The organism is Cypionkella sp. PAMC25878 (assembly GCF_058135695.1).
Window position 1 is genome coordinate 517,039 of record NZ_CM176871.1, and the last position, 20,327, is coordinate 537,365.

At 60.1% G+C, this 20,327-nt stretch carries 22 protein-coding genes; 15 read left to right on the top strand and 7 right to left on the bottom strand.

Annotated elements, in window-relative coordinates:
- Positions 1-202: 202 nt before the first annotated feature.
- Both ACS5RD_RS02365 and ACS5RD_RS02370 read left to right on the top strand, forming a co-directional pair.
- Positions 203-460, top strand: a complete 258-nt coding sequence (locus tag ACS5RD_RS02365) for a type II toxin-antitoxin system Phd/YefM family antitoxin (RefSeq protein WP_489929828.1) — start codon at positions 203-205, stop codon at positions 458-460.
- 5 nt (positions 461-465) lie between these two features.
- Positions 466-849 (top strand): type II toxin-antitoxin system VapC family toxin, encoded by a 384-nt coding sequence (locus ACS5RD_RS02370; RefSeq protein WP_489929829.1) that lies wholly within the window; start codon positions 466-468, stop codon positions 847-849.
- A gap of 2 nt (positions 850-851) precedes the next feature.
- Here ACS5RD_RS02370 and ACS5RD_RS02375 read toward each other — a convergent pair whose 3' ends face one another.
- Complete coding sequence (locus ACS5RD_RS02375) at positions 852-1,577, bottom strand: copper homeostasis protein CutC (RefSeq protein WP_489929830.1); 726 nt, start codon at positions 1,575-1,577, stop codon at positions 852-854.
- The gene (locus ACS5RD_RS02380; protein WP_489929831.1) at positions 1,570-2,427 is read right to left on the bottom strand and encodes an ROK family protein; all 858 of its coding nucleotides are present in this window, start codon (positions 2,425-2,427) and stop codon (positions 1,570-1,572) included. The genes ACS5RD_RS02375 and ACS5RD_RS02380 overlap by 8 nt, the downstream gene beginning before the upstream one ends.
- A gap of 64 nt (positions 2,428-2,491) precedes the next feature.
- Between ACS5RD_RS02380 and pyrF the strand changes: the two genes are divergently transcribed.
- A complete protein-coding gene (pyrF, locus tag ACS5RD_RS02385) occupies positions 2,492-3,208 on the top strand; it encodes an orotidine-5'-phosphate decarboxylase (RefSeq protein ID WP_489929832.1) in 717 nt (238 codons plus the stop codon).
- 115 nt (positions 3,209-3,323) lie between these two features.
- Here the strand turns inward: pyrF and ACS5RD_RS02390 are convergent, their stop codons facing one another.
- Positions 3,324-3,911 (bottom strand): peptide-methionine (S)-S-oxide reductase, encoded by a 588-nt coding sequence (locus tag ACS5RD_RS02390; RefSeq protein ID WP_489929833.1) that lies wholly within the window; start codon positions 3,909-3,911, stop codon positions 3,324-3,326.
- A gap of 143 nt (positions 3,912-4,054) precedes the next feature.
- Between ACS5RD_RS02390 and ACS5RD_RS02395 the strand changes: the two genes are divergently transcribed.
- A complete protein-coding gene (locus tag ACS5RD_RS02395) occupies positions 4,055-4,954 on the top strand; it encodes a D-amino acid aminotransferase (RefSeq protein ID WP_489929834.1) in 900 nt (299 codons plus the stop codon).
- Positions 4,951-5,682, top strand: a complete 732-nt coding sequence (locus ACS5RD_RS02400; protein WP_489929835.1) for a sulfotransferase-like domain-containing protein — start codon at positions 4,951-4,953, stop codon at positions 5,680-5,682. Before ACS5RD_RS02395 ends, ACS5RD_RS02400 begins: the two co-directional genes overlap by 4 nt.
- Here ACS5RD_RS02400 and ACS5RD_RS02405 read toward each other — a convergent pair.
- Positions 5,679-5,963, bottom strand: a complete 285-nt coding sequence (locus ACS5RD_RS02405; protein WP_054006809.1) for an SCP2 sterol-binding domain-containing protein — start codon at positions 5,961-5,963, stop codon at positions 5,679-5,681. The two genes, ACS5RD_RS02400 and ACS5RD_RS02405, sit on opposite strands and share 4 nt — an antisense overlap.
- A gap of 110 nt (positions 5,964-6,073) precedes the next feature.
- Positions 6,074-7,315, bottom strand: coding sequence for an argininosuccinate synthase (locus tag ACS5RD_RS02410; RefSeq protein ID WP_054006808.1), 1,242 nt, complete (start codon positions 7,313-7,315; stop codon positions 6,074-6,076).
- 124 nt (positions 7,316-7,439) lie between these two features.
- Here ACS5RD_RS02410 and ACS5RD_RS02415 point away from each other — a divergent pair, with 124 nt between their 5' ends.
- The 3 genes from ACS5RD_RS02415 (at position 7,440) to ilvA (ending at position 10,311) form a co-directional block, all read left to right on the top strand.
- On the top strand, positions 7,440-8,213 hold the full coding sequence (locus tag ACS5RD_RS02415) for a hypothetical protein (RefSeq protein WP_489929836.1): 774 nt from the start codon (positions 7,440-7,442) through the stop codon (positions 8,211-8,213).
- A 64-nt stretch (positions 8,214-8,277) separates the two neighbouring features.
- Positions 8,278-9,027, top strand: coding sequence for a hypothetical protein (locus ACS5RD_RS02420; protein ID WP_489929837.1), 750 nt, complete (start codon positions 8,278-8,280; stop codon positions 9,025-9,027).
- A 36-nt stretch (positions 9,028-9,063) separates the two neighbouring features.
- Positions 9,064-10,311: a threonine ammonia-lyase IlvA gene (ilvA, locus tag ACS5RD_RS02425; protein ID WP_489929838.1), complete on the top strand. Its 1,248-nt coding sequence runs from the start codon at positions 9,064-9,066 to the stop codon at positions 10,309-10,311.
- On the opposite strand, the gene ACS5RD_RS02430 is transcribed toward ilvA, so the two are convergent.
- Positions 10,308-10,616, bottom strand: coding sequence for an Hpt domain-containing protein (locus ACS5RD_RS02430; RefSeq protein WP_328287148.1), 309 nt, complete (start codon positions 10,614-10,616; stop codon positions 10,308-10,310). The two genes, ilvA and ACS5RD_RS02430, sit on opposite strands and share 4 nt — an antisense overlap.
- Positions 10,617-10,811: 195 nt before the next feature.
- Between ACS5RD_RS02430 and ACS5RD_RS02435 the strand changes: the two genes are divergently transcribed.
- Positions 10,812-12,077, top strand: a complete 1,266-nt coding sequence (locus ACS5RD_RS02435; RefSeq protein WP_489931321.1) for a PP2C family protein-serine/threonine phosphatase — start codon at positions 10,812-10,814, stop codon at positions 12,075-12,077.
- On the opposite strand, the gene ACS5RD_RS02440 is transcribed toward ACS5RD_RS02435, so the two are convergent.
- Positions 12,047-12,511, bottom strand: a complete 465-nt coding sequence (locus ACS5RD_RS02440) for an NUDIX domain-containing protein (RefSeq protein WP_489929839.1) — start codon at positions 12,509-12,511, stop codon at positions 12,047-12,049. The two genes, ACS5RD_RS02435 and ACS5RD_RS02440, sit on opposite strands and share 31 nt — an antisense overlap.
- A 75-nt stretch (positions 12,512-12,586) precedes the next feature.
- Here ACS5RD_RS02440 and hslO point away from each other — a divergent pair, with 75 nt between their 5' ends.
- From hslO to ACS5RD_RS02470, 6 genes are read left to right on the top strand one after another with little or no spacing between them, the layout of a single operon-like run.
- The gene (hslO, locus tag ACS5RD_RS02445; RefSeq protein WP_489929840.1) at positions 12,587-13,588 is read left to right on the top strand and encodes an Hsp33 family molecular chaperone HslO; all 1,002 of its coding nucleotides are present in this window, start codon (positions 12,587-12,589) and stop codon (positions 13,586-13,588) included.
- Positions 13,578-14,168 (top strand): CoA pyrophosphatase, encoded by a 591-nt coding sequence (locus ACS5RD_RS02450; RefSeq protein WP_489929841.1) that lies wholly within the window; start codon positions 13,578-13,580, stop codon positions 14,166-14,168. The genes hslO and ACS5RD_RS02450 overlap by 11 nt, the downstream gene beginning before the upstream one ends.
- Positions 14,165-15,307 (top strand): CCA tRNA nucleotidyltransferase, encoded by a 1,143-nt coding sequence (locus tag ACS5RD_RS02455; protein WP_489929842.1) that lies wholly within the window; start codon positions 14,165-14,167, stop codon positions 15,305-15,307. The genes ACS5RD_RS02450 and ACS5RD_RS02455 overlap by 4 nt, the downstream gene beginning before the upstream one ends.
- Before the next feature lie 55 nt (positions 15,308-15,362).
- Positions 15,363-17,219 carry an ABC transporter ATP-binding protein gene (locus ACS5RD_RS02460; RefSeq protein ID WP_489929843.1) on the top strand — a complete coding sequence of 619 codons (1,857 nt, stop codon included), beginning with the start codon at positions 15,363-15,365 and terminating at the stop codon, positions 17,217-17,219.
- Positions 17,216-19,066, top strand: a complete 1,851-nt coding sequence (locus ACS5RD_RS02465; RefSeq protein WP_489929844.1) for an ABC transporter ATP-binding protein — start codon at positions 17,216-17,218, stop codon at positions 19,064-19,066. The genes ACS5RD_RS02460 and ACS5RD_RS02465 overlap by 4 nt, the downstream gene beginning before the upstream one ends.
- Positions 19,063-20,286 (top strand): class I SAM-dependent RNA methyltransferase, encoded by a 1,224-nt coding sequence (locus ACS5RD_RS02470; RefSeq protein ID WP_489929845.1) that lies wholly within the window; start codon positions 19,063-19,065, stop codon positions 20,284-20,286. Before ACS5RD_RS02465 ends, ACS5RD_RS02470 begins: the two co-directional genes overlap by 4 nt.
- Positions 20,287-20,327 lie beyond the last annotated feature (41 nt).

Below are 20,327 nucleotides of genomic sequence, written 5' to 3' on the forward strand. Positions count from 1 at the left end.
TGTAGTGGTGGATTTAAGGATTTGTTAAGGAATGGGTGGTTTGAGAGATGCGCGACGAGTTTAGCTTTGTGAATGTGGCTCTGCACTTTGAACACAAACTTACCTGAAAATGGCGGGGTGAACCCCGCCCTACGGTGATTGTGATTGTGCTTGAAATGGTCCATTTGATCAAAATAGTTCACCGCCGCAGGGCGCACCCGAAATGTTGGTTTCCGTCACCGATGCCAAAGGCCAGTTGACCGAACTGGTGCGCCGCGCCGAAGCGGGGGACGAGGTTGTGCTGACCGGTCATGGTCAAGCGGCGGTGCGGCTGGTGCCGATAAGGCCACGGCCCGACGCCAAAGCCAGACATGCGCTGTTGCAGGCGGTGCGGGCGAGTGCTGTCGCAAAAGCCACGGCGGGGGCAGATGCAGCGCGCAGTCAGGACTTTCTGTATGACGACGATGGTTTGCCGAAGTGATCGCGGTGGACACCTCGGCCCTGATGGCCGTTCTGCTCGGGGAGCCGCAGGCCGAGGCTTGCATGGTGGCGCTGGAACAATCCGGCGATCTGTTGATTTCCACCGGGACGGTGGCTGAGGCGCTGATTGTCGCCGCGCGGCGCAATCTGGGCGCGGAAATGACGCGGCTGATCGAGGGTCTTGGCTTTGAGATCGTCTCTGTCAGCGCGGCAGCGTCTCGGCGGATTGCGGTAAGCTATGCGCAATGGGGCAAGGGGATTGATCCGGCGGGGCTGAACTTTGGCGATTGCTTTGCCTATGAAGTGGCACAGGAGCATGATTGCCCGTTGCTGTTTGTCGGCAGCGATTTCGCCCGCACCGATGTGCGATCGGCGCTGTCTGTGGCTTAAACTTACCCCGACAGTTTCGCCAACGCCGCCTTCAGCCCCGCAACCTTCGCCCGGTCGGTGCGCTTTTCGCTGCCGGATTGGAAGCCGAAGGCGAGGGCTTCGCCGCCGCTGGGCTGCAGGCTGGAACAGGAGGCGTGTATTTCGCGCAAAGGGAGATGGGCGAGTTTTGGCAATATTTCCAGTGAGATGCCTGATCCGGGCATGATGATCAGGTCTTGGCCTGCGATTTGCATCATGGCTTTGAGCGTTTCGGTGCCAGCGGCAGCGGTTAAGGCACCGCCGGATGTTAGGATGCGGCGGAAGCCTAGGGCTTTGGCGAGAGTGACGGCTTCGGGCTTGTTCGGGGTCAGGTCGATGCAGCGGTGCAGCGTGGTGTCTAAGCCTGCGGCCTCGTCCAGCAGCACCCGCAGGACGGCTTCATTCAGCCGGCCGTCATGGTGGCTTGCGCCGAGAACGACGCCTTTGAGGCCCGCTTGCCGGGCGGCGCGGATGTCGGCGCGCATCACCTCGACCTCGGTCACGGTATAGGTGAAATCACCGGATCGCGGGCGGATGATTGGGTAGCACAGTGCGCCGGATTGCGCGGCCAGTTGCATCAGGCCAAGCGTGGGTGTGAGACCGCCGAGGGCGAGGGCGGCGCAAAGCTCGATGCGGTCGGCCCCGCCTGCGATGGCTTCGGTGAGGCCACCGGGATCATCGACGCAGACTTCCAGCAGGATTTTAGCCATATTTGGCCTCCCCCGCAGCTGCGGCTCCGGCGAGGCCCGCGTCAGCAGAGACGATGGCGGGAACGACCAGCGATGTATCGGTTTGGCGCAGGATGCGGGCGCGGGTGGCGGCATCGAGGGCGGCGATCAGGGTATGGTCGTTGGCAAGGCCGCCACCGACGGGAACGATGTCAGCCCCGATCAGGTTGACCACCATGGCGAGTTGGCCCGAGAGCAGATTAAGCCAACGCGTGACGGTTGGGCTGGGGCCGACTTTCCATGCGGCGAGGATGGCTTCGGCGCTGGCGTCTTGCCCGCTGAGGTGTTTGTGCAGGCGTTCCAACCCACGCGCGCCTCCGATGGTGTCAAGGCAGCCGATTTGGCCGCATCCACAGGCAAAGGCGGGGTCGTGGACGACGGGGCCATGGCCCCATTCGCCGGCATAGCCGCCCGGCCCGGTGACGATCTGCCCGTTCAGCACGAGGCCACCGCCAACCCCGGTGCCAAGGATGATACCGAAAACGTTACGGTGACCTTTACCCGCGCCCGTGATGGCTTCGGCCATGGCAAAGCAATCGGCGTCGTTCAGGATCAGCACAGGGCGGTTCAGGGCGGCTTGCAGGTCGGCGGTGACATTGCGGCCATCCAGACAGGGGATGTTGGCGACTTTGATGCGGCCCGTAGCGGGATCGACGACTCCGGTGATTGAGATCGCGATGGCAGATTCGGTGCTGTGAAAGGCGGCGAGGGCGGCGGTGAAGGCGGCGAAATCCTGCGCGGGGGTGGCGGTTTCGCCTAAGGGTTCAAGGCTGCCGTTGTGGCTGCGCGCCGCTTTGATGCGGCTGCCGCCGATATCGAAGACTAGGATCATGTGGCGCACTCCTTGACAGGCTTCTCTGTTGGCCGCATGACGCCGGAAATCAAGGGAGATCGCAATGCCGGATGACCGTTTAATCGTGGCGCTGGATGTGCCGAACATCGTGCAGGGGCTGGATTTGGCCGCGCGGTTGGGCGATGCGGTGTCGTTTTACAAGATCGGGCTGGGGATGCTGACCGGGGGTGGTTTTGCTTTGGCCAACGAGCTGAAGCAGGAGCAGGGCAAGCGGGTTTTCCTCGACATGAAGCTGTTCGACATTGGCGCGACGGTGGAAGCGGCGGTGCGCGGCATTGCGCAGTATGATCTTGATTTTCTGACCGTGCATGGCGATCCGCAGGTGGTGCGGGCGGCGGCGGAGGGACGGGCCGGGAGCGGCTTGAAGATTTTGGCGGTGACGGTGCTGACCTCACTCGACCGTTCGGATCTGGACGCGAATATGATCCGGGCGGGGGATCTGCGCGAGATCACGATTGAGCGGGCCGCTAGAGCGTTGGAGGCGGGGGCAGATGGGGTGATTGCCTCGCCGCAGGAAGCCGCTGCGATCCGAGCTTTGCCGCAAGCGATGGGTAAGCTGATCGTGACGCCGGGGGTGCGGCCTGCGGGGGCGGCTTTGGGCGATCAGAAACGAGTGGCGACGCCAGCGCAAGCGATTGCGGATGGGGTGGATCATATCGTGGTCGGGCGTCCGGTGTGGCAGGCGGCCGACCCAGCAGCGGCGGCGCGGGCGATTGTGGCGGAGATGACGTCACCGCAGGTAAGGGCACCAAATCGGTGAATTGGGCGGGTTAGAGACTGTTTTGGAGTGCTGCTGGATATGGCGAGCGGGGGTTTCACACCCCCGCACCCCCGTGGGATATTTGAGCGCAGAGGATAACAATTTTAGATAAGTTTTAGCGACTGAACTCGGCGGTGGTGCCCCAGAGTTGTTTGATACGTTCGTCGCGGCCACAGCTTTCGCGGTAGAACTTGTAGGCGTTTTGCTTTTCCTTCGGGCCACGCCGGGTCAGCACCAGATCGGTGCTTTTGTAGTAATCCTGATGATAGGCCTCGGCGGGCCAGAAGGTTTTCGCGCTCAGAACCGGGGTGACGATGGTTTGGCCAAGCACGGCTTGGGCTTTGGCGATTTCAGCCTTGGCGATCTGCTTTTCGGCGGTGTTAGAGACGAAAATGGCGGAACAGTGGGTTTTGCCACGGTCGCAGAATTGCCCGACCGCATCGACGACATCGGTCGAGTGCAGGAACTTGTCGATCACTTCGTCATAGGTGATCTTCACCGCCTCGTAATGGCCATCGTGATCGTGATAGGTGGGGTTTTGCGATGCACCACCAGTGTAGCCGGACACCACATCCTTGACCCCCGGCACGCTCTCAAAGTTCGATTCGACGCACCAGAAACAACCACCTGCGAGCGCGGCGGTTTGTGTTTTGGCTGTGGCGGCACTGGCGAACAGGATCAGGGCGAGGCTGAGGCGGATCATTTTGAACTCCATTTCTTTGGATAAGCCAAAGGGTCGCGCGCAATTCGAGCAATTCACCCATCCGTGATGGTCATGCCATGGTGATGGCCCCCTTGGCCTTTCTTCTGCGCCGCAATAGCGTGGCGGGCAAACAGGAGATCGCCATGACCGACCACGTTTCCACCCATCAGGCCGAGGAAGACGCCCGCAACGAGGATATTCTGATCTATGTGAACGGGCGCATCGGGCCGAAAGCGCAGGCGGTGGTGTCAGTTTACGATTCAGGCTTCATGCTGGGCGATGGGGTTTGGGAGGGGATCCGGCTGTATAACGGCCGCTGGACCTTTTTGGATGAGCATATTGAGCGGTTGTTTGAGGCGGCGAAGGCGATTGATTTGGATATCGGCCTGACGCCGGAACAGGTGATTTCAGCCGTGTTAGAGACGCAAAAGGCCAATGGTATGGTCACGGACGCCCATGCGCGGCTGATGCTGACGCGGGGGGTGAAGACGCGGCCGTTCCAGCACCCGAAGCTCAGTCAGCGCGGGCCGACGATGGTGATTATCATGGAGCATTCGCGCCAGAAATTACCCCGCCCGATCCGGTTGGCGACGGTGCCGCATCTGCGGGGTTTGCCGATGACTCAGGACCCGAAGCTGAACTCTCATTCCAAGCTGAACTGCATTCTCGCCTGCATCGCGGCGGAAAAAGCCGGGGCGGATGAGGCGTTGATGCTGGATGTGAATGGTTTTGTGAACACCACCAATGCTTGCAACTTCTTCATCGTGCGCAAGGGGGCGGTTTGGACCTCGACCGGGGATTATTGCATGAATGGCATCACCCGCCAGAAGGTGATTGATCTGTGTCGCGCCAACGACATTCCGGTGCTTGAGCGCAATTTCAGCCTTGTAGAGACGTATTCGGCGGATGAGGCGTTTCTAACGGGGACGTTTGGCGCGCAAACTCCGGTGGGGTCAATTGACGGGCGGGTGATTGGATCCGGGCAGATGGGGCCGATGACGGAACGGTTGCGCGGGCTGTATAAGGCGATGGTGGAGGCATGAGCGGGGTTGGAAAACGCATCGCGATGTGGTCGGGGCCGCGCAATCTGTCCACCGCAATGATGTACAGCTTTGCGGCGCGCGGCGATTGCACGGTGTGGGATGAGCCATTTTATTCCGCTTATCTGGAATATACCGGGATTGATCATCCGATGCGCGACGAGATTATCGCGTCGCATGAGCCTGACCCGGATGTGGTGGCCTCTATCTGCAAGGGCCCAGTGCCGGGCGGCAATGCGGTGTTTTACCAAAAACATATGACCCTGCATATGATCCCGCAGTTTGATCGGCGCTGGATGCGGTCTTGCAGCAATGTCTTCTTGATCCGGCATCCGGCGCGGGTGGTGGCGAGCTACGCCAAAAAACGCGAGGGCACGACGCTGGCCGATATCGGCTTTGTGCAGCAGGCGGAGTTGTTTGATGAGGTGGCTGCATGGTCGGGCAGCACTCCGGTGGTGATCGACAGCGACGATATTCGCGCCGACCCGGAGGCGATGCTGCGCAAGCTATGTGCTGCGATTGAGGTGCCGTTTACCCGCAAAATGCTGCACTGGCCTGCGGGGGGAAATGAGGCCGATGGCGCTTGGGCACCGCATTGGTACGCGGCGGTGCATCGTAGCACCGGATTTGAAGGGGCCGAGGGGCCGCTGCCAAATTTGGGCGGAGTGTATGCGGATTTGGCGGCGCAGGCGCTGCCGTATTACGAAAAGCTGGCGGCGTTCAAGATTTAGCCGAGCAGTTTTGCCAGACCCATCGCAACGGCAGGATTGCCGGAAACCTTCAATTTTCCTGTCGCCAGTGCCATCATCGGGTTCAGTTTGCCTTTCAGCAGGCTGATCAGATTTTCTTGGCTAAGGCGCAGGGTGCAATCTGTGTCGCGGTCTCCGGTGCTGGCAGTTCCGTCGGCCAGAACGATCAACCCGTCTGCACCACAATCAAATTTCAAGCTGCCGGAAAAGCTTTTGATTTCCAAAACCTTGCGTATCTCTGCCGCGATGTGTTCCAGTGCCATGATGCTCTCCGTGATCTGCGGAACAGGATAGGGTGGCAAGCATCACAAGCAAGCGTGCCGCCGCGTCACGGCAGCGGCGAAGGGGGCCAAGTTCAGCCCCCTCCGCAATTTTAGCCCTTATCAGCAACCCGCGCGTTGCGGCTGGCGATCAGGCGGAGGCGCAGGGCGTTGAGGCGGATGAAGCCTTCGGCGTCTTTTTGGTCGTAAGCGCCAGCATCTTCTTCGAAGGTGACATGCTTTTCGGAATAGAGGCTGTAGTCGGACCAGCGCGCGACGGTGCGGGCGGAGCCTTTGTACAGCTTCACGCGGACGGTGCCGGTGACGTATTCTTGCGTCTTGTCAATCAGCGCCTGCATCGCCTCCCGCTCGGGCGAGAACCAGAAGCCGTTGTAGATCAGCTCGGCATAGCGCGGCATGATGCTGTCTTTCAGGTGGCCCGCGCCGGAGTCGAGGGTGATCTGCTCGATGCCGCGATGCGCTTCCAACAGGATGGTGCCGCCGGGGGTCTCATAAAGGCCGCGCGATTTCATGCCGACGAAGCGGTTTTCCACCAGATCGAGCAGGCCGACGCCATGCTTGCCGCCGATGTCGTTCAGGCGGGCGAGGATGGTGGCGGGGGAGAGGGTTTCGCCGTTGATCGAGACGGCATCGCCATGCTCGAAACCGATTTCGACATATTCCGGGGTGTCGGGGGCTTTTTCCACTGGGGTGACGCGCTGATAGACGAATTCTGGGGCTTCCACAGCCGGGTCCTCCAGCACTTTGCCTTCGGACGAGGTGTGTAGCAGGTTGGCATCAACCGAGAACGGCGCTTCGCCGCGCTTGTCTTTGGCGATTGGGATTTGGTTGGCTTCGGCGAATTCCAGCAGTTTGGTGCGGCTGGTCAGATCCCAGAGGCGCCACGGGGCGATGACTTTGATGGCGGGGTCGAGGGCAGCGGCGGAGAGTTCAAACCGCACTTGGTCGTTGCCCTTGCCGGTCGCGCCATGTGCGACGGCATCAGCGCCAGTTTCATGCGCGATGCGAACCAGATGCTGCGAGATCAGCGGGCGGGCGATGGAGGTGCCGAGCAGGTAGAGGCCTTCATACAATGCGTTGGCGCGGAACATCGGGAAGACGAAATCGCGCACGAATTCTTCGCGCACATCGACGACATGGATATTCTCGGGCTTGATGCCCATCAAAATCGCCTTTTGCCGCGCCGGTTCGAGTTCTTCGCCCTGCCCCAGATCGGCGGTGAAGGTGACGACCTCGCAGCCATATTCGGTTTGCAGCCATTTCAGGATAATCGAAGTATCCAGACCGCCGGAATAGGCGAGGACGACTTTCTTCGGGGCAAGCTTGGCGGTCATTGGGGAACTCCACTGCGGGTTTCGCCCGCGATTATCGGGAAATGGCGGCGAGGGCAAGGCGGGGCGGTTGACAGGGGGGGATTGGGGTGAATCAGTACAGCTAATGGTAGCGTTGGAGGTCCTCGTGAAGAGCTGGCTGATTTTAGTTCATTCCGTGCGGCAGGTGTTTGGAAATCTGGAGGCAGCGTTGCGCGTCTCGGGTTTGCTCTATCTTGCGCAGGTGTTGGTGCAGTTCTTAGTCTTGGGTTCGTTGCTTTCCCTGAGCGTAGCAGAGCGGCAGGCAATGGTTGAAAGTGGCCGCTTTCCATGGATAGGCATGTTTATCTTCCTGCTGGTGGCGGTGGTTGGTAGCCTGTGGATCGCCGTGGGCTGGCACCGCTACGTGCTGACTGAAGATCACCCCGGTATCGTTCCGCCGTTTCATGGCGACCGGATGTTGGGGTATTTCGGTAAAGGCGTATTAATTGCGCTGATTATGATCGTTCCTTCAATGATTGCGGGCGCGGTTGGGGGCGCTCTGGCGAGTATTATTACGTCCCCCAGCAAGGGGGTCAGCTTTGTCGTCGGAACCCTGCTGATCTATGTGATTCTGCTGCCGATCGGTGCCCTGGCGCTGCGGCTTAGTACAATGTTGCCCGGGGCGGCCTTGCGCGCAGGTGTCCCTGTTTTCAGCGGATGGGAGGCAACGAAGGGCGAGACCGGAACGTTCATCGCTTTGGTGGTGCTATGGGCCGTAATCGCAGGATTGATCCAAGTGATCGGCACCTATGTTTTTGGCAGTTTCTTCATCCTCGCCTTCGCGTGGCAAGTGTTGTCCGAATGGGTGATCTTGATGGTTGGCATCTCGATCCTGACCACGCTTTACGGACATTACGTCGAAAAACGCCCCTTGGTCTGAGCGCGGTTGACAGGATCGCCTGCGGCTGACTCTGTAAAGCATTGGTTAAATCATGGAGGGTCCTATGAAAGGCGTGCAGATTTTCTCACATTCGATGCGGCAGGTGTTGGATAATCTTGGCCCGGCGCTGAAAGTGTCGGGGGTGCTGTATTTGGTGCAGGTGGTGATCACTGGGGCGCTGGGTTATGCGGTGGCCTCCACCGGGATGAACGGAATGGGCGGCGGTATGGGACTGGGCGTGGTTTTGGTGCTGGTGGTCTCGCTGATCACGGGCATCTGGATCGCAGTGGCATGGCATCGCTACGTGTTGCTGGGGGAAGAACCTGCGGGATATGTCCCGCCGTTTATGGGCGAGCGGATGGGGTCGTATTTCATCAAATCTTTGCTGATCGGGTTGGTTTTGATGGTGCTGGGCATGATCCTGGGCATGGTGGTTGGGACGTTGTTTGGCCGGCTGCTGATGGGCAACATGCTGGTCGGGATGCTGCTGATGGCAGTGATGGTGCAGGTGCCGATGATTTATCTGGGCCTGCGGATGGCGGCGGCGCTACCGGGCACGGCTTTGGGGCAGAACCCACCGCTGATGGCTGGTTGGGAGGCAACGACAGGCGAATGGCGGCCGTTGCTGCAACTCGCGGTGATCATGGCTTTGGCGCTTTGGCTAGTGAATCTGATCAGTTGGTTCGTGTTTGGTGGCTATGGCGTGACGGCGCAGCTGTGGCAAGTTATCGCGGGCTGGCCTGTCACCATGGTCGGGCTGTCAATTTTGACGACGCTTTATGGCCATTACATTGAAAAGCGGCCGCTGGTCTGACTTGCTTTTCGGCCTCTGGCGGGCGTAATCGGGGATATGAGTGATTTTTCTGATGCCGCCCGCCAATCCACCCGTGCTTTGCGCGAGTTATTTCCGCGCACGCCGCTGCAGCGCAATGATTATCTGTCGCGGCGCTACGGTGCCGAGATTTGGCTTAAGCGGGAAGATTTAAGCCCGGTGCGCAGCTATAAATTGCGCGGGGCGTTTACGGCGATGCGCAAGGTGCGGGCTAATAATCCGGGCCAGACGGCATTCGTCTGTGCCTCGGCGGGCAATCATGCGCAGGGCGTGGCGTTTGCCTGCAAGCATTTCGGCGTGAAGGGCACGATTTTCATGCCAGTGACGACGCCGCAGCAGAAAATCGACAAGACGCGGGCGTTCGGTGGCGATGCGGTGCGGATCGTGCTGACCGGGGATTATTTTGACCAAACTTTAACAGCGAGCCAGAAGTTTTGCGCCGAGCAGGGTGCGCATTTCCTGTCGCCGTTTGACGATGAGGATGTGATCGAAGGCCAAGCCTCGGTCGCGGTGGAGATGCTGGAGCAGTTGGGCCGCGCGCCGGATTTGGTGGTGCTGCCGGTGGGTGGCGGCGGTCTGGCCTCGGGTGTCACGCGGTTTCTGCGGGTGGAAGCACCAGGGACTGCCTATCGTTTCGTTGAACCTGTCGGCGGTGCCAGCCTGACCGCGGCGCTGGCGGCGGCGGAGCCTGTGAAGTTGAAGTCGATCAACAGCTTTGTCGATGGCGCAGCGGTGGCGCGGCTGGGCGATAAGACCTTCGCGGCGCTGTCTTGGGTGAAACCCGCCGAAGTTCTGCTGGCCCCCGAAGACCGGATTTGCGTGACGATGTTGGAAATGCTGAATGTCGAGGGCATCGTGCTGGAACCTGCGGGAGCGCTTTCGGTGGATGTGTTGCAGAATTTGGCTGCAGAGATTGCCGGGAAAACCGTGGTTTGCGTGACTTCGGGCGGGAATTTTGACTTTGAGCGGCTGCCGGAAGTGAAAGAGCGCGCGCAGCGTTATTCTGGGGTGAAGAAATATTTCATCCTGCGGATGCCGCAGCGCCCCGGTGCGTTGAAAGAGTTCCTCGGCATGCTCGGGCCAGAGGATGACATCGCGCGGTTTGAATATCTGAAGAAATCGGCCCGCAACTTTGGTTCAGTTCTGATTGGGATTGAGACCAGCCAAGCCTTGAATTTCAAAAACCTGTTCGATCAGCTGGACGCCGCTGCTTTCACCTACCGCGACATCACCAATGATGAGATTCTCGCCGAGTTTCTGATCTAAGCCGCGCTGGCCTTTTGCCCCGCCACCAATGCCGTTTTGGACGCCTGATAGCTGCTGCAAACCTGCGCCAGATCCACGCCCGCATCACCAGCTGCCGCGCGGCGTTCGCCATCCTGACAAAACGCGGCGAATTGCGCGAAGCCTAGGTTCAGCGCTGCACCTTTCAGAAAATGCAGATCCGCCTCAAGCGTCTTGGCCCCGACGGTCTTGGAAATCCGCCCAATCACCTCATCGGCTTCTTCCAGAAACATCGCGACCACTTCGGCGAAATCATCTTCGCCGATCTCTGACCGAAGCTCATTCACCCTATCCCATGCGATCACAGCACACCTGCCTTTCACCACCCCATGAAGCCAGATTGCGCGCCATCGGTTAACAATCGGTAACTGCTAACACCCCAGATAAGCACAGTTTTAAGTTTCACTTGCCGTTAAGAGGTTGGGTGCAGACAGGAAAAAACCAAAGGTGAGGCCCGTGTTGTGAAATCCGCTTTTCTTCCGCTGACAGAGCTTGCCCGCAGGCCCGGCGCCTTTGCGCAGCTCCCGGTTTTGGTGGTGGATGACAGCAAGGCGCAGCGCAAAATCCTGCAAATGCAGCTGACCCGCTGGGGCTATCAGGTCACTGAGGCGGCTTCGGGGGATGAGGCTTTGGCATTATGCAGGGCGCAGGATTTCGACATTGTGCTGTCAGATTGGATGATGCCCGGCATGACGGGGCTGGAGTTTTGTAAGGCTTTTCGGGCACTTCCGCGCGAAGGCTATGGCTATTTCATTCTGCTGACCTCGAAATCCGAAAAGACCGAAATCGCCGATGGGTTGGAGAATGGCGCAGATGATTTCCTGACCAAACCCGTCAGCGCGGATGAGTTGCGCGCCAGGTTGCGGGCGGGCGAGCGGATTTTGGGGATGCAGGATGAGTTGGTCGAGAAGAACCGGCTGATTGGCAGCACGTTGCAGGAATTGCAAAAGCTGTATGATTCGCTGGACCGTGATCTGATTGAGGCGCGCAAGCTGCAACAGACGCTGGTGCGCGACCGTTTGCGGGATTTTGGAGCAGGGAAGGCGGCGCTGATGCTACGGCCTTCGGGCCATGTTGGCGGCGATCTGGTGGGCAGTTTCGTGGTCGATGCGGCGCGAATCGTGGTCTATTCGGTCGATGTGTCTGGGCATGGCGTCGCCTCGGCGATGATGACGGCGCGGCTGGCGGGGCTGCTGTCGGGGGCGTCACCGGATCAGAATATCGCGCTGAAACTGACTGTGGATGGCGACCGGGATGCTTGGCCGCCGGCGATTGTGGCAGCTAGGCTGAACCGGATGATGCTTGAGGAGTTGCAGGTCGATCAGTATTTCACGCTGGGCTATGCCGAGATCAATCTCGAAACCGGGGGCGCGACTCTGGTGCAGGCGGGCCATCCGCATCCGCTGCTGATCCGGGCGGATGGGCGGATTGAACGCTTAGGCGATGGTGGTTTGCCGATTGGGCTGATTGAGGGGGCGGAGTACCCGCAAATCAGCTTTGCCTTGGCTCCGGGGGATCGGTTGTTTTTGGTATCCGATGGCGTGACGGAGTGTCCAAACCCGGCAGGTGAGGAGTTGGGCAGCGAAGGTCTGATCAAATTACTGCAGCATAACAGCAGGTTACGCAGCCAAGACCTGTTGGAAGCCTTACTGTGGGATCTGAACGTTTTTGTGGGTGGCGGGGTATTTCCCGACGATGTCTCGGGCCTGATCTTTGATTACCTTGGCCCCCAGCCCGATTCGATCTGACGCAACGCCAGCGCCAACATCGCCCGGTCGCCCGGATTGCCCAACAGCCGCAGCCCTGCCTCTGGCTGCATCCAGATCGCCTGATGACCGGGTTCCGTCGGTGGACCGATGCGCAACACCGGACGCGCGAGATAGACGGTGCAGATCTTTTCCGCCCACAGGCCGTATTCCGGCATGAAGGTGAAGCGGCGAAACGCCCCCAGCCGCCGGATACCCGCGATGTGATAGCCGGTTTCCTCCATCACCTCGCGGTGCAGGGCAGCTATGGGATGCTCGCCTTTGTCGATGCCACCGCCGGGCAGTTGATATTCGGGCTCAGGCTCGGCTTGAAACGTGGTCAGAATCGCGCCGCGATCCCACAAAACCGCGTAAACCCCCGGTCTGCGGGTATAGTGACGCCCCGTTTCCGGGCTGCTGGCATAGCGTTTGATCATGCTTGCCCCTTGGGTGTGCGGTTGCTCTGCCTATATAGGCGCGGTATGCCAAGCTTGGCACGTTTAGGAAACCCCATGACCTCCCCTTTGCAAATCGCTTGGGACGATACCGTCCTGCCCTTTCAACTCGACCGTTCTGACATCCGTGGCCGGGTGGCGCGGCTGGATGGTGCGCTCGACAATGTGCTGAAACAGCACAACTATCCGCCGGTGATCGAGGCTTTGGTGGCCGAAGCTGCGGTCTTGACCGCACTTATCGGCCAATCAGTGAAGCTGCGCTGGAAGCTCAGCTTGCAAATTCGCGGCAAGGGTCCGGCGCGGTTGATTGCGACCGATTACTATGGCCCTTCGGAAGAAGGCGAGCCCGCGCGCATCCGCGCCTATGCCAGCTATGATGCGGAACGGTTGGATCTGGAGGCCGAGCCGTTCAGCCAGATCGGTGAAGGATATTTCGCGGTGATGATTGATCAGGGGCAAGATATGCAGCCCTATCAAGGCTTTACCCCAATTGCGGGCAAGTCTTTGTCGGATTGCGCGCAGACCTATTTCGCGCAATCCGAGCAAATTCCGACCCGATTCGCGCTGACCTTCGGCAAGAACCAAGTGCCGGGCGAGGCTTCGCGCTGGCGGGCGGGCGGCGTGATGTTGCAGCATATGCCGCCAGTGGGGGGATCGGTTGCTGCGGAAGCGGGCACGGGTGAGGGCGGTTTGCTCAGCCATGTCGATATTTTGGCAGGGGATGAAGCCGAAAACTGGACGCGCGCCAATGCTTTGCTGGATACCGTCGAAGAGATCGAGTTGATCGGCCCGACGGTTGCGCCGACCGATCTGCTGGTGCGGCTGTTCCACGAGGAAGACCCCCGGGTGTTTGACGCCCAAGTGGTGCATTTCGGCTGCTCTTGCTCGCCCGATAAGGTGGTGCAGGCGATGTCGATCTATTCGGCGAAAGACATCAAGCACATGACCACGCCCGAGGGTGTAGTGACGGCGGATTGCCAATTCTGCGGCAAACATTACGAGTTCGATCCGAAAACCCTTGGGTTTGACGCAGTGAAAGCGCCGGGTGATGCGGGATGAGATTGCCCGTCTGAAAGATGCACTCGCCCGTCCCGCGGGCGAGTCGTCGGATTTTGACCTGAACCCAGTTTTGCTTCCCGATACGCGCGTTTTGCGCGCGGCGGCGGTGCTGATTGCGGTTTGGCTGCGGCCAGACGGCGCGCGGTTGATCCTGACCAAGCGGTCCTCGCATCTGAAACATCATCCGGGCCAGATTGCGTTTCCGGGCGGCAAGGTGGATGCGGGGGATAGCGGTCCAGAGGCGGCGGCGTTGCGCGAGGCGTGGGAGGAGATTGGTCTGCCGCCGGATCGGGTTGAGGTTTTGGGCCGTTTGCCGAGCCATGAAACTGTGACCAACTATGTGATCACACCAATTTTAGGCCTTGTTAGAGACGATTTTATCCCGGTGCCCGAGGCGGGTGAGGTGGATGAGGTGTTCACCGTGCCGCTGGCGCATGTGTTGGATCAAGGCCGATTTGTCATTGAGGGCCGGGTCTGGAAGGGCCAGCCGCGTCGCTATTTCGCGGTGCCTTATGGGCCATATTACATCTGGGGGGCTACAGCGCGGATTTTGCGCAATCTGGCAGAGATGGCGTCATGAAGATTTCCGGTGATTGGATCTCGCATCCCGGCACGCAAGCGCTGTGCGCTGTCTTGGCGCAGGCGGGGCATCAGGCGCTGTTTGTGGGTGGTTGTGTCCGCAACGCGCTGCTGGGGTTGGCGGTTGCGGATATTGATATTGCGACGGATGCGCGACCGGCAATCGTCTCTGACATTGCGGAAAGAGCGGGTTTTCGGGCTGTTCCGACCGGGATTGAGCATGGCACAGTGACGGTGATCGCGCAGGGTGTGGCGCATGAAGTCACCACATTTCGCCGCGATGTGGAAACCGATGGGCGGCGGGCAGTGGTGGCATTCTCAACCGATGTGGCCGAGGATGCCGCACGGCGCGATTTCACCATGAACGCGCTTTATGCGCGGGCGGATGGCACGGTGTTGGACCCTTTGGGCGGTTTACCTGATCTGATCGCACGGCGGGTGCGGTTTGTGGGTGAGGCAGAGGCGCGGATTCGCGAGGATTACCTGCGCATCCTTCGGTTTTTCCGGTTTTACGCGGTTTATGGTGATCCCGTGCGCGGGATTGATGTCGAAGGGTTGTCGGCTTGTGCGACCAATGTGAATGGCATTGACGGACTTTCCCGCGAGCGTATTGGGGCCGAAATGCGCAAACTGCTTGGCGCGCGCGACCCTGCACCAGCGGTGGCAACGATGGCACAAACTGGGATTCTTGCGCGGGTTCTGCCAGGATCAGATGCCAAGGCGCTGAGCGTTCTGGTGCATGTGGAGGGTGATCTACCACCGCGATGGCAACGACGTTTGGTGATTTTGGGCGGAACTGATCCGGGCGGAGCGTTGCGGCTTTCTAGGGCAGAAATAGGCTCTAATGTGGCTATTAGAGACGAAATTGGATCGACTTTGACGCCTGCCACTTTGGGCTGGAAGCACGGACGCGCGGGTGCCACAGATACAGTGCTGTGCCGTGCGGCTGTGTTTGAAGCGCCGTTGCCGCGGAACTGGCAAAGCGAGATCCTGCGGGGTGTTACTAGCACACTCCCCGTGACAGCCGCCGATCTGATGCCCGCGCTGCAAGGCCCCGCGTTAGGCAAAAAACTGCACGAAATACAGGCGCGCTGGCTTGCCTCTGACCTTTATCTGCGCAAGTCTGACCTGCTGGCGTAAGGTTTCCTTCGCCCCCCTGCGGCGCTATATGCCAAGGGCAACGCGCGAGATCATCATGTTTAAGTTCTTTGAGGGTCTTGTTGACCCCTATGCCAGCTACGTCCAAACCGACACGCCGCCACGCAAGCTATGGCCGTTTCTGCGCGACTATGTGCGGCCCTTTAAGGGGGTTTTTGCTGTCACGGCACTGGTCGCGACGGCCAATTCGGCGTTTGATGTGGGGCTGATTTGGTATGTCGGGCGGCTGGTGGATATGCTCGCCAATGGAAATCCTGTTCAGGTCTGGGCTGATCATGGCAGCGAGATTATCCTTGTGGCACTTGCAGTTCTGATCTTGCGTCCCTTGGTGGGCGGCACGGGTGTGGCGCTGCTGCACAACACCATTCTGCCGAATTTCGGCACGATGATGCGCTGGCGGGCGCATCGGCATGTGCTGCGCCAACCCGTGGGCTGGTTCGAGTCTGACTTCGCCGGACGGATCGCCAACCGGATCATGCAGGCACCTCCGGCGGCGGGCGAGGCGGTATTTCAGACCTTTGACGCTGTGGCTTTTGCTTCGACGACACTGGTGGGGGCTGCGATCATGCTTGCCGGGGCGGACGTGCGGTTGCTGTTGCCGTTGGTGCTTTGGTTTGTGGGTTATGTCGCGCTGATGCGGTGGACAATTCGGCGGGCGGGGCCAGCCTCGACGGCGTCGAGCGAGGCGCGCTCGGCGGTGACCGGGCGGGTGGTGGATGCCTATTCTAACATCCATTCGGTGAAGCTGTTCGCGCATCACGACCTTGAGGAAAACTACGGGCGCGAGGCGATTGAGCGCGCGAGGCAGACGTTTTTCACCGAAATGCGCGTCGTCACCAAGATGGATATCATCCTGACTGGGCTGAATGGCTTGCTGATCGTGGCGGTGACGGCCTGGGCAATGTGGCTTTGGTATCATAGCCTTGCCAGCGTTGGCACGGTGGCGGCTGCGGTGACTTTGGTGCTGCGATTGAACAATATGACCTATTGGATCATGTGGGCGACGACCAATCTGGTGCAGAACCTTGGCACCGTGCAAGAAGGGATGCAGACCATCACGCAGCCGATCGCACTGGTGGATCAGCCGGGGGCCGGGGCGTTGCAGTTCCGTCAGGGGCGCGTGCAGATTGAGGGCGTCTCACACCATTACGGGCGCGGTTCGGGTGGGTTGCAGTCGATCTCGTTGGATGTAGCGCCGGGGGAGAAGATTGGGGTTGTCGGGCGATCGGGTGCGGGTAAGTCGACATTGGTGAAGCTGATGCTGCGGTTTTACGATGCCGAAGCGGGGCGGATTTTGATTGATGGGCAGGATATCGCGCTGGTGACACAGGATTCAGTGCGCAGGCGGATTGGGATGGTCAGTCAGGACAGCAGTTTGCTGCACCGCTCGGTGCGCGAGAATATCCTCTATGGGCGGCCAGAGGCGACGGAAGCGCAGATGATTGCGGCGGCGAAACAGGCCGATGCACATGAGTTTATCCTTACATTGCAGGACCCTGAGGGGCGGATGGGCTATGACGCCCATGTCGGGGAACGCGGCGTGAAACTGTCGGGCGGGCAGCGGCAACGGGTGGCTTTGGCGCGGGTGATCCTCAAAGATGCGCCGATTCTGATCCTGGATGAGGCGACCAGCGCCTTGGATTCCGAGGCGGAAGCGGCAATTCAAGACGCACTTTTCGGCGTGATGCAGGGCAAAACAGTGATCGCGATTGCGCATCGGCTGTCGACGATTGCGGCGATGGACCGGATTGTGGTGCTGGAGGATGGCCGCGTCGCTGAACAGGGCAGCCATGCGGAACTGCTTAAGGCGAATGGGCTTTACGCTCGGTTCTGGGCGCGTCAATCGGGCGGGTTCATTGGGTTGGAGACGACTGAGTTGGAGTTGGACCTATGAGGCTATTTCCCACGATCAAACCATTCCGCCCCGCATCGACCAATCCGCCCGCGACAACGTGGAAATTCTTCCTCTGGGCGGTGCAGGGAGCTTGGCCGGGGATTCTATGGGCGACGTTTTGGTCGGCCTGTTCGGGGTCACTTGAGGCGATTTCGGCGACGATCCTAGGCGATGTGATTGATGCGGCGAATACCGCCAACCCGGAGACGGTGTTCAGCGATCATATCTGGCTGTTCGTTTCTTTCGTGGGGTTTTATCTGATCGCGCGCCCGCTGATCTTCGGCATGACCACCCATGCTGCGGCGATTATTGTCGAGCCCAACCTGTTCCCGTTGATTCTGTCGCGGATGCACCGTTGGACTTTGGGCCAAGCGGTGACGTTTTTTGACAATGATTTCGCCGGACGGATTGCGCAAAAGCAGATGCAGGTGGCGCGGGCGGCGACGGATGTGGTGTCGGGCAGTATTGAAACCATGGCGTTTTCGCTGGCCTCAGTCATCGGCTCGGTAGCGCTGCTGAGCACGATCAACGGCTGGATTTCGCTGCTGCTGGTGGCGTGGATTGCGGCTTATATCCTGTTTATCAAAGGTTTTCTGAAGAAGGTCCGGGGCGCTTCGGCCTCGCGGGCGGCGGCGCGGGCGATGGTGACCGGGCAGATTGTCGATACCGTCACCAATATGAAAACCGTCAAGCTGTTCGCGCATTCGCGGCATGAGGATGGCGTGGCGCTGGAGGCGATGAATGCTTTCCGCGATAAGGCGATTGAGTATGGCATTATTTCCAGTTGGTTCCGGCTCTCCCTGATGGCTTTGGCCGGGGTGCTGCCAGTGCTGCTGGTGGGCGCCACGGTTTATCTGTGGTCACAAGGTGGCGCGACCGCTGGTGATATCGCGGCGGCGGGGGCGATTGCGTTCCGTTTGGCGCAGATGACCGGGTGGGTGTCATTCAGCCTGATGGCGGTCTTTGGCAATCTGGGCGAGGTCGAGGATGGCGTGAAGACGCTGACGCCACCCTATACGTTGATCGACGCGGTGGGCGCTGTGGAGATGCCGCGCGTGCAAGGCGAAGTGCGGATGGAGCATGTGACCTTTGCCTATGGCCGCAAGACCGACGACGGGCGGGGCGGCGTGGATGATCTGAACCTGACGATCAAGGCCGGGGAAAAGATTGGCATTGTCGGGGCCTCGGGGGCGGGGAAATCGACCTTGGTGGCATTGCTTTTGCGGCTCTATGACGCCGAAAAAGGCCGGGTTTTGATTGATGGCATTGATGTGCGGGCGGTGACGCAGGAAAGCTTGCGCCGTCAAATCGGTATGGTCACGCAGGAAACCGCGATGTTCAACCGCACGGCGCGCGAGAACATCATGTATGGCAACCCGGATGCCACCGAGGAGATGATGATTGCGGCGGCCAAGCAGGCCGAGGCGCATGAGTTCATCCTGAACCTGCGGGATTTTGCCGGACGCAAGGGCTACGACGCCTATTTGGGCGAGCGTGGGGTGAAGCTGTCTGGCGGGCAGCGGCAGCGGATTGCGCTGGCGCGCGCGTTCCTGAAAGACGCGCCGATTCTGGTGTTGGATGAGGCGACCTCGGCGCTGGATTCGGAAGTGGAGGCCAGTATTCAAGAGGCGCTGACCAAGGTGATGCAGGGCAAAACCGTGCTGGCGATTGCGCACCGTCTCTCGACGATTGCCGAGATGGACCGGATTGTGGTGCTTGACGCGGGCCGCGTTGTGGAACAGGGCAGCCATGCGGAACTGCTGGCGCAAGCTGGGCTATACGCGCGCTACTGGAATCGCCAATCGGGTGGTTTCATCGGCACCGAAGAAAAGGAAGCGGCAGAGTGAAAGTAACCATCGACCGGCTGGGCCACCTTGGCGACGGGATCGCGCAAGGGCCTTTGGGCGCTATTTTTGTGCCCGGAATGTTGCCGGGCGAGGAAGTCGAAGGTGATTTGCAAGGCGATCAGTTGGCGGATTTCCGCATTGTGACGCCCTCGGTCAACCGGGTGAAACCGCCGTGTACGCATGCCAAAACCTGCGGCGGTTGCATGATGCAACACGCCTCGGATGCGTTTGTCGCCGATTGGAAGCTGGGCATTGTGAAGGGCGCGTTGGCTGGGCAGGGGTTGGAGGCTGAGTTCAGGCCGATCATCACCTCACCGCCGAAATCGCGCCGTAGGGCAACGATTGCGGCGCGGCGCACCAAGACCGGGGCGCTGATGGGGTTTCATGCCCGCGCGTCCGATATGGTGGTCGAGGTGCCAAACTGCCAGTTGCTGCATCCCGATCTGATTGCCACCTTTCCGGGGCTGCAAGCTTTGGTCAAGCTGGGCGGCTCGCGCACGGCTGAGGTTTCGCTGACGGTGACGCGCTCGCTGTCGGGTGCCGATGTGATGGTGGTGGGTGGCAAGCCGCTGGACGGCCAGTTGCAGCTGGAACTGGCGCGGGTGACCGAGACTTACGGCTTCGCGCGGCTGACCTGGAATGGTGATACCGTAGCCCTGCGCACCGCCCCGATGCAGCGGTTTGGCCGCGCGCTGGTCTCGCCGCCGCCCGGCGCATTCTTGCAGGCGACGGTGGAGGGCGAGCAGGCGTTGCTGCGCACGGTGGCTTTGGCGATCGGCTCGGCGAAGAAGATCGTTGATCTGTTCGCAGGCGTCGGCACCTTTGCTTTGCCACTGGCGGAACGCGCCGAGGTGCATGCGGTGGAGGGTGAGGCTGCGATGACGGCGGCGCTGGCAAAGGCTGCCAATAACACCGAGGGGCTGAAGCGCGTCACGGTGGAAACCCGCGATCTGTTCCGCCGCCCGCTGGAAGATGATGAATTTAAAGGCGTTGAGGCTGTGGTGATCGATCCTCCGCGTGCGGGAGCCGAGGCACAGATGGCGGTGCTGGCGCGCAGCAAGGTTCCGGTGATTGCCTCTGTGTCTTGCAACCCGATCAGCTTTGCCCGCGATGCTAAGGTATTGATTGCAGGCGGTTATCATTTGGATTGGGTGCAGGTGGTCGATCAATTCCGCTGGTCTGCGCATGTGGAATTGGTGGCAAAGTTCAGCCGCCCTTAAGCCTTTGTCACTTTTGTTGAAAAAACTGTGATCGGCCGTGC